Origin of the sequence: Micromonospora sp. U56 (genome assembly GCF_018070095.1) — a bacterium.
In the GTDB taxonomy this organism is placed as follows: Bacteria; Actinomycetota; Actinomycetes; order Mycobacteriales; family Micromonosporaceae; genus Micromonospora; species Micromonospora purpureochromogenes.
This window is the reverse complement of record NZ_JAGPYL010000089.1, coordinates 20,601-27,272: the sequence shown is the minus strand read 5'-3', so window position 1 is coordinate 27,272 and position 6,672 is coordinate 20,601. Positions and strand designations below refer to the sequence as shown.

Annotated in this window: 6 protein-coding genes and 2 pseudogenes; 4 read left to right on the top strand and 4 right to left on the bottom strand. The window is 73.0% G+C overall.

Annotation, left to right across the window (positions count from 1 at the left end; all coding sequences use genetic code 11):
- Nucleotides 1-184: 184 nt before the first annotated feature.
- Nucleotides 185-871 (top strand): zinc-binding dehydrogenase, encoded by a 687-nt coding sequence (locus KBX37_RS34795; RefSeq protein ID WP_307849187.1) that lies wholly within the window; start codon nucleotides 185-187, stop codon nucleotides 869-871.
- 102 nt (nucleotides 872-973) lie between these two features.
- Here the strand turns inward: KBX37_RS34795 and KBX37_RS24870 are convergent.
- Nucleotides 974-1,180, bottom strand: a pseudogene (locus KBX37_RS24870) (amino acid ABC transporter ATP-binding protein); the annotation flags it as partial.
- A gap of 515 nt (nucleotides 1,181-1,695) precedes the next feature.
- Here KBX37_RS24870 and KBX37_RS24865 point away from each other — a divergent pair.
- The 3 genes and pseudogenes from KBX37_RS24865 to KBX37_RS36060 form a co-directional block, all read left to right on the top strand.
- On the top strand, nucleotides 1,696-2,532 hold the full coding sequence (locus KBX37_RS24865; protein ID WP_210778322.1) for a DUF5994 family protein: 837 nt from the start codon (nucleotides 1,696-1,698) through the stop codon (nucleotides 2,530-2,532).
- Between the two features lie 224 nt (nucleotides 2,533-2,756).
- Nucleotides 2,757-2,945, top strand: a complete 189-nt coding sequence (locus KBX37_RS24860) for a hypothetical protein (protein ID WP_210778319.1) — start codon at nucleotides 2,757-2,759, stop codon at nucleotides 2,943-2,945.
- Between the two features lie 58 nt (nucleotides 2,946-3,003).
- Nucleotides 3,004-3,141 (top strand): annotated as a pseudogene (locus KBX37_RS36060) (glycosyl hydrolase family 65 protein); the annotation flags it as partial.
- A gap of 106 nt (nucleotides 3,142-3,247) precedes the next feature.
- On the opposite strand, the gene KBX37_RS24855 reads toward KBX37_RS36060, so the two are convergent.
- Genes KBX37_RS24855 through KBX37_RS24845 form a run of 3 tightly spaced genes read right to left on the bottom strand, consistent with a single transcriptional unit; the run spans nucleotide 3,248 to nucleotide 6,671 of the window.
- Nucleotides 3,248-5,014: a cytochrome bc complex cytochrome b subunit gene (locus KBX37_RS24855; protein WP_210778318.1), complete on the bottom strand. Its 1,767-nt coding sequence runs from the start codon at nucleotides 5,012-5,014 to the stop codon at nucleotides 3,248-3,250.
- The gene (locus tag KBX37_RS24850) at nucleotides 5,011-5,874 is read right to left on the bottom strand and encodes a ubiquinol-cytochrome c reductase iron-sulfur subunit (RefSeq protein WP_210778317.1); all 864 of its coding nucleotides are present in this window, start codon (nucleotides 5,872-5,874) and stop codon (nucleotides 5,011-5,013) included. Before KBX37_RS24850 ends, KBX37_RS24855 begins: the two co-directional genes overlap by 4 nt.
- A complete protein-coding gene (locus KBX37_RS24845; RefSeq protein WP_210778316.1) occupies nucleotides 5,871-6,671 on the bottom strand; it encodes a c-type cytochrome in 801 nt (266 codons plus the stop codon). The genes KBX37_RS24850 and KBX37_RS24845 overlap by 4 nt, the downstream gene beginning before the upstream one ends.
- Nucleotide 6,672: the final 1 nt, after the last annotated feature.

Below are 6,672 nucleotides of genomic sequence, written 5' to 3'. Positions count from 1 at the left end.
GGCCCAGACCGAAAGCGCTGCACCTGCCCGACGCCGTCTGGATCAACCCACCCGAACCGGCAACCGATCAACCACTACCCCAAGCGGCGTAACACCCACTGGTCCCACCGACCTTGACAAGTTCCGGGTCTGCGAGCGGCAGACGCAGCCAGGCTTCACCCACTGGGGCTCGTTCGCGGAGTACGTGGCGGTCCATAACGCCGACGTCAACCTGGTCCGGCTCCCCGACGAGCTGGACTACCCGGCTGCGGCGGCCCTCGGCTGCCGCTTCGCCACGGCGTTCCGGGCCGTGGTCAGTCAGGGGCGGGCCGCCGCGGGCGAGTGGGTGGCGGTGCACGGCTGCGGCGGAGTGGGGCTGTCCGCGGTGATGATCGCGGCGGCGTGCGGCGCGCAGGTCGTGGCGGTGGACGTTGCCCCCGGTGCGCTCGAGCTGGCCAGGAGCTGCGGGGCCACGATCTGTCTGGACGGTAGCGCCCTCACCGAACCCGGCGAGGTGGCCGCGGCCGTACGGGAGGCGACCGGCGGCGGCGCCCACCTGTCGCTCGACGCGTTGGGCAGTCACGCCACCTGCACCGCCTCCATCGAAAGCCTCCGGCGGCGCGGACGCCACGTGCAGGTCGGACTCCTCCCCGCCGCCCAGGGCCGCCCAGCCCTGCCGATGGAGCTCGTGATCGCGTTCGAGCTGGAGCTGCGGGGCAGTCACGGCATGCCCGCGCACGCCTATCCCGAACTGCTCCGGCTGGTCACCGCCGGCGTACTGCGCCCCGCCGAGCTGATCACCCGCAGCATCGGCCTCACCGAGGTGCCCCACGCGTTGGCCACGATGGACCGGCCCGCTCCCGGCGGAATGTGCCTCATCCACCCCCGGTAAGTCGGCGTACCTACGACAGGTTGACCGGACTGCAACACCTCATCGACGACGAGCTGGCCCCGCGGTTGCGCCGGTGTGCACGAACGTGACGATGAGCGGCTGTCACAGGTTGTGACGGTCGTCGGTCGGCAGGCGGGGCGGCTCCGGTGGCTCCGGGGACTGGTCGGGCTGACCGAGCTGCGCGACCTGGGTCGGGTCGAGGACCCGAGAGGGGAACGAGCGGGTCCGTTCGTGCTGCGGCGCGCCGAGCACCTCCTGCGGCGGCCCCTGCTCGACCACCACGCCGCCGTCCATGAACACGACCCCGTCCACCTGGGCGAAAGCGGGATCGACGGCCCCGTCCAGAGCCATACGCTCGGGGCGAGCCTTAGCCCCCTATCACGGCGGCACAGAATCAGACCGGCCCGGACACGCGTAGGCTGGGGCTATCCCGGAATCGACGACATCCCACTCCTGAGGTGCCCGCCACGCCGGCTCCGTCCGAGGCGATGCCATGTTCGTACCCGACCGCGCCCGATCCGCAGTGGCCCGACCGACCGATCTCCCGCCGTCGGAGCATCGGGAAGCACTCCCCACCTTCCAGCGGCCCAGGTGCCGTTGACCCGCGCCGGCGCGACCCGGATCGGCGTCCGCGCCGCAGCGCTCGCGATAGTCGCCATGGTGATCGGCGCCGTCCGCATCGCCCAGCTGCAGCGCCGCCGCTAAGCGGGGCAACCGACGACCCGGCCGGACGGGTCGGCGAACCGGGCATCCCGCCCAGCGCATGACGCAATTCCGCGCACGACTTCACCGCTACACCCCGGTCACGGCGATAAGGATCCGACATGATGCCATCGACCAACGCCCTCGCTCCCCCATCGCCGCCATCGACGCCGCGCCTTCGGATCGAACCGACCCGGTCCGCGCGCACGCTGCTCGACGGCGGCTGGTGGCCCCGCTCGACAGATCCGCTCGCGGAGCTGCCCGGCCTCATCCTCGCCATCGACCTACTGCGCGGGCCGATCGTCCGGCTGGTCCTCAGCGCCGACACCTGGAACGGCAATCCGCGCCGCCTGGCCGTCGACGGCAGGGTCCTGCGGTTGGGCTACTTCACCAGTCAGCCCGCCAGCCTGCTGACCGCGATCTGCCTCAACGACGACCGGGTCGACCTGCTGGTCGTGCCGCCGGAGACCGCGGCCGACCTGGCCGAGGCGGCGATGGCGCTCGCCGCCACCGCCGGCAACCGGGCCCATGCTCCGCAGCTGCTCACCGCCGCGGGCACCATGTCCGACGCGAGGGCCGACAGCGCGGGCAGGCGCACCTGGGAGGGGGAGGGCGGCCGTCTCCGCACCGCCCCCGACGCCCCTCCCACCGTCGCTTCCCGCACGGCCGAGGCTGGACCAGCCGGGAAGTTCGCGCCGGTCGAACCGGCGTCCGCGCCGGCAGCACCTCCGCCGAGGCGGCGGAGGACCGGTGATCTTCCCACCATCACGACCGAGGAGCAGAGCATGACAATCGCCCGGCACACGATCGTCTCCGCGCTGCGTCGACGCGGCCAGCACACCAGGGCCGACTGGGTCGAGCGGGAGCTGCCGGAGCAGGTCGACACCACCCAGCACGCGGGACTGCTCGCGACCCTGCGTCTCGACCCCGCCGAACTCGGCGAGCCGACAGCTCGGTGAGAGTCGCCCTGCTGGGACCTACACGGGAAGGCAACACACGCCGAGTCCACGCTGGCGCACCAACCCGCAGGTTCGTCACCATCGCGGCCCTCGTCGGCGAGATCCAGCGCACGCCTTGAGCAGCGCCGCGTCGACCGGTTCTGGGCGGCCGACGTCCTCCCGGCCGCCGGGACTGAACTGCCTTCATGTCGAACCGAGCAGCAGTACCTACGGAGACGACCCCCATGCGCTACCTCAGCGACGTCAACCTGCGCGCCGTACTCATCGTCCTCATCGGCCGGGCCGGTCGCACTGTGGACGTCAGCAACGAAGAAATGTACGACGCGATGCTGCCAGACCACAGCCACGGCGAACGAGTGCTCATCGAGGAGACGGAGACCGGCCTCCGACTGTCCATCGTTCCCCGCCCATAGTCCGGACCGCGCAACACCAAAGACGCCAAATCCCCGGACCCTGCCCCGGCTCAACCCGGTGCTGCCCGACGGGCTCGACCAGCTCGACTGCGTGATCCGGTACCGCAACCAGTTGATCTCCCTGCATGTCGAGCACGAGCGGTTGCGAATCTCGGTCGCCCCCGGGTCGGAACAGCCCGTCCCGGTGGCCATCCGGGACAGGTCCTTCATGCTCTCCCCCGGTGCGACCGTCACCGTCGCGCTGCACCGCGGGGCCCGCAGGCGAGTCGACCGGATCACGGCGACGCACCGCCGTAGCTGTCTCATGTCCGCCCGGCGCCGGTCGTCGTCTCGTCCGACGGCTCCGGCGGCGACGCGCGATCCGTTCGCTCCCGCTCCTGTCGCCGGCGGTCCCGCCGCCGGTCGACGAGCGCCGCGAGCAGTAGCGACCCGGCGGCTGCGGCGCGGCCCCACCGGCGCAGGGCGACGCGGATCGGGCCGGGTGGTGGGGGCGGGGGCGGCCCGGGCACCACCACCCGGTCGACCCCGGGGTACGCGAGCCGGGAAGCCGAGACCGCCTCCTCCTCCGATCGCACGGCCCGGTTCGCGGTGATGACGATGTGCCGTGCCTCGTCCCGGTAGCGCCACCGCCACAGTTCGCCCTCCGGCCACATCTCGATTCGCTCCCCCGGCCTGTCCCTGGCGGGGATATCGGAGGCACCGGAGGGATCCTCGCCGTCGGACCCGGGGGCCGCCCGCCGCAGGTCGGCGCGGGTGAGTTCGCCGATGCCGGCGGCGTCGCCGCGGCGCAGCGCCCGCGCGACCAGGAAGGCGAGCAGTCCGGCGAGGAGCGGCAGGACGAGCACCAGCACCTGGAACACCGACAGCAGGTCGTAGACGGGCACCCCCAGGAGCCGGGCGAGGATGTCGTCCCCGGCGGCGACGGTCAGCACCGCATAGAAGGTCAGCGCTACGACCCCGACGGCCAGCCGGGCCGGGTGGTCGCGGGGCCGGTCGAGCAGGTGGTGCTGTCGGTGGTCCTTCGTGCGCAGCCGCTCGGCGAACGGCCAGGCGTAGAGGGCGAGGAAGGTCAGCCCGCCGAGCACGACGCCGGGGAAGAACGGCGCCGGCACCAGATGCCCGGCGATGCGGAACTCCAGGGGTGGGAACAGCCGCAGGGCGCCGTCGCCCCACGCCACGTACCAGTCGGGTTGAGCCGGTGAGGTGGCCTGGGCCGGTTCGAACGGGCCGTAGATCCAGACCGGGTTGATCTGCACCAGGCCGCCGAGGGCGAACAGCACCGCCAGCACCCAGGCGAACAGGGCGAGCGTGCGCAGTGTGTAGCTCGGCCACAGCGTCGACCCGACCACGTTGTGCTCGGTCCGTCCCGGGCCGGGGAACTGGGTGTGCTTCTGTCGCACCAGGATGCCCAGGTGCAGCGACACGAGGGCGACGAGGACGGCGGGCACCAGCAGTACGTGGGTGACGTACATCCGGGGGATCATCTCGTCGGAGGGGAACTCCCCGCCCAGGGCCAGGGCGGCCAGCCACGCCCCGGCCACCGGGATCGACTCCACCACCGAGGTGATGATCCGCAGGCCCACCCCGGAGACGAGGTCGTCGGGCAGGGAGTAGCCGGTGAAGCCGTTGGCGAGGGCGAGCGTCAGCATGGTCACGCCGATCAGCCAGTTGAGCTCACGGGGTTTGCGAAACGCGCCGGTGAAGAAGATCCGGGCCAGGTGCAGCACGATCGCCGCGACGAAGACCAGCGCGGCCCAGTGGTGGGTCTGCCGGACCAGCAGACCGGCCCGGACGTCCCAACTGAGCCGCACGGTCGAGGCGTACGCGGCGGAGGTGGTGGCGCCGTCCAGCGGGGCCCAGTCGCCGTGGTAGACCCGGTCGGCGGAGCTGGCATCGAAGAAGAAGGTGAGGTAGACGCCGGTGAGGATCAGCGCGACGAACGAGTAGAGCGCGATCTCGCCGAGCATGAACGACCAGTGGTCGGGGAAGACCTTCGCCAGCGCTCGGCGGGTGACCGGGGAGAGCCGCAGCCGGTCGTCGAGCGCTCTGGCCAGCCGGTCGGTGATCACGGCCGGCTCCAGAAGCCGGCGCCGGGTGGGGCGGTGAAGTCGCCGGTCGCGCGGAGGAAGCCGTCCGGCCCGACCTCGATCGGCAGACCGGGCAGCGCCCGCGCAGCCGGGCCGGCGACCGGCCGGGCGTCCGCCAGCAGGTCGAACGACGACTGGTGGCAGGGACAGAGCACCCCTGCGGCGCCTTTGAGGTAGAGCCGGACCGGACAGCCGGCGTGCGTGCAGAGCAGTGAGTAGACGACCAGGCCGTCGAGGTGCCCGCCGGAGGGCGGCCGGGAGAAACGCGCCGGGTCGAGGCGGACCGCGAAGGCGGGCCCGTCCCCGGTGTCGAGGTGACCCTCCGGGAAGATGCCGACCACGGTGTCGGCGGGCACGTCCTGCGGTCGCAACGGTCGTCCGTCGGCGTCGACCAGCCGCACGCCCGGCCCCCACGGAGTGTCCTTGAGGTCCTGGACCGGGCGGGCACCGTGGAACGGCAGCAGGGAGCGCAGCGGGAACAGCGCGGCGGCGCCGAGCGCGGTCAGCGCCAGCCCGAGCGCGGCGAGCAGGCCCCGCCGCCGCACCGGGCTGTCCGGCGCGGTGAGCACCGCAGCGGTCATCGCCTGCTCCGCCGGGGTTGGCGCGAAGCCCTCGTGCTCCTCGACGTAGCCGCCGACCGGCACGAGCCGCCGCCCCCAGACGGCGAGGCCCACGGCCAGTCCGGCGAAGGCCACCGCGAGGCAGATCCCCTCCCAGCGGGTGTTGCCGCCCAGCCCGTACGTCACGGCGAACCCCACCGCCCCGGCCGTGCTGGTCAGGAACGCGGCGACGACCCGACGGCTCGCCGCCCGCTCGCTCGTCGACGGACGTCGACCGCTCAATCCCCCGCCCTCCTGCCCAACCATCGGGCGGCGGCCACCAGCAGCGCCAGTACCGCCAGCCAGGCGACCAGCCCCTCGGCCAGCGGGCCGAGCCGGCCGAGCGGGTTGCCGCCCCGGTCCAGCCGCTCACTGCGCAGCCGCTGCACGTAGGCGGTCACGTCGTTGACCTGCTGGTCGTCGAGCACCTGACCGGGGAAGACCGGCATCAGCCCCGGGCCGACGCGGACCGCCTCGGCCACCTGCGTCGCCGTCGCGTCGTACAGCGGCGGGGCGCTCCGGCCGTTGGTCAGCGCAGCCCCGGAGCCGGTCGCGCCGTGGCACGGGGCGCAGTTGGCCGCGAAGATCTGCCGGCCGGAGGTCAGGTTTCCCGCCGAGACCTGGGGGATCTGCGGGCCGCCGCCGAAGCTGTCGACGTGGTCCACCAGTGCCGCGATATCGTCGGCCGAGAACGCCGGTTCCCGACGCTGGGGCTGCTGTACCTCCTGCGAGACCGGCATCCGTCCGGTGGAGACCTGGAAGTCCACGGAGGCGGGGCCGACGCCGATCAGGGACGGTCCCCGCTGCGTACCCTGCCCCTGCTCGCCGTGGCAGCTGGCGCAGTGCTCGAGGTAGAGCGGGGCGCCCCGGTCCCCCGTGCCGGCCGGTGGTGCGAAAGCGGCCGGGGTCGCGGACTCCCCGGGGCGCGGTGCGGGGGCGAGCGCCACCGGGCCTGCGGCGAGCAGCAGCACCGTCCCGACCGCGAGGGCTCGGTACGGGTGCAGGGCGGGCCGACGGATGGCCGCTCGTGATCGCCGCATA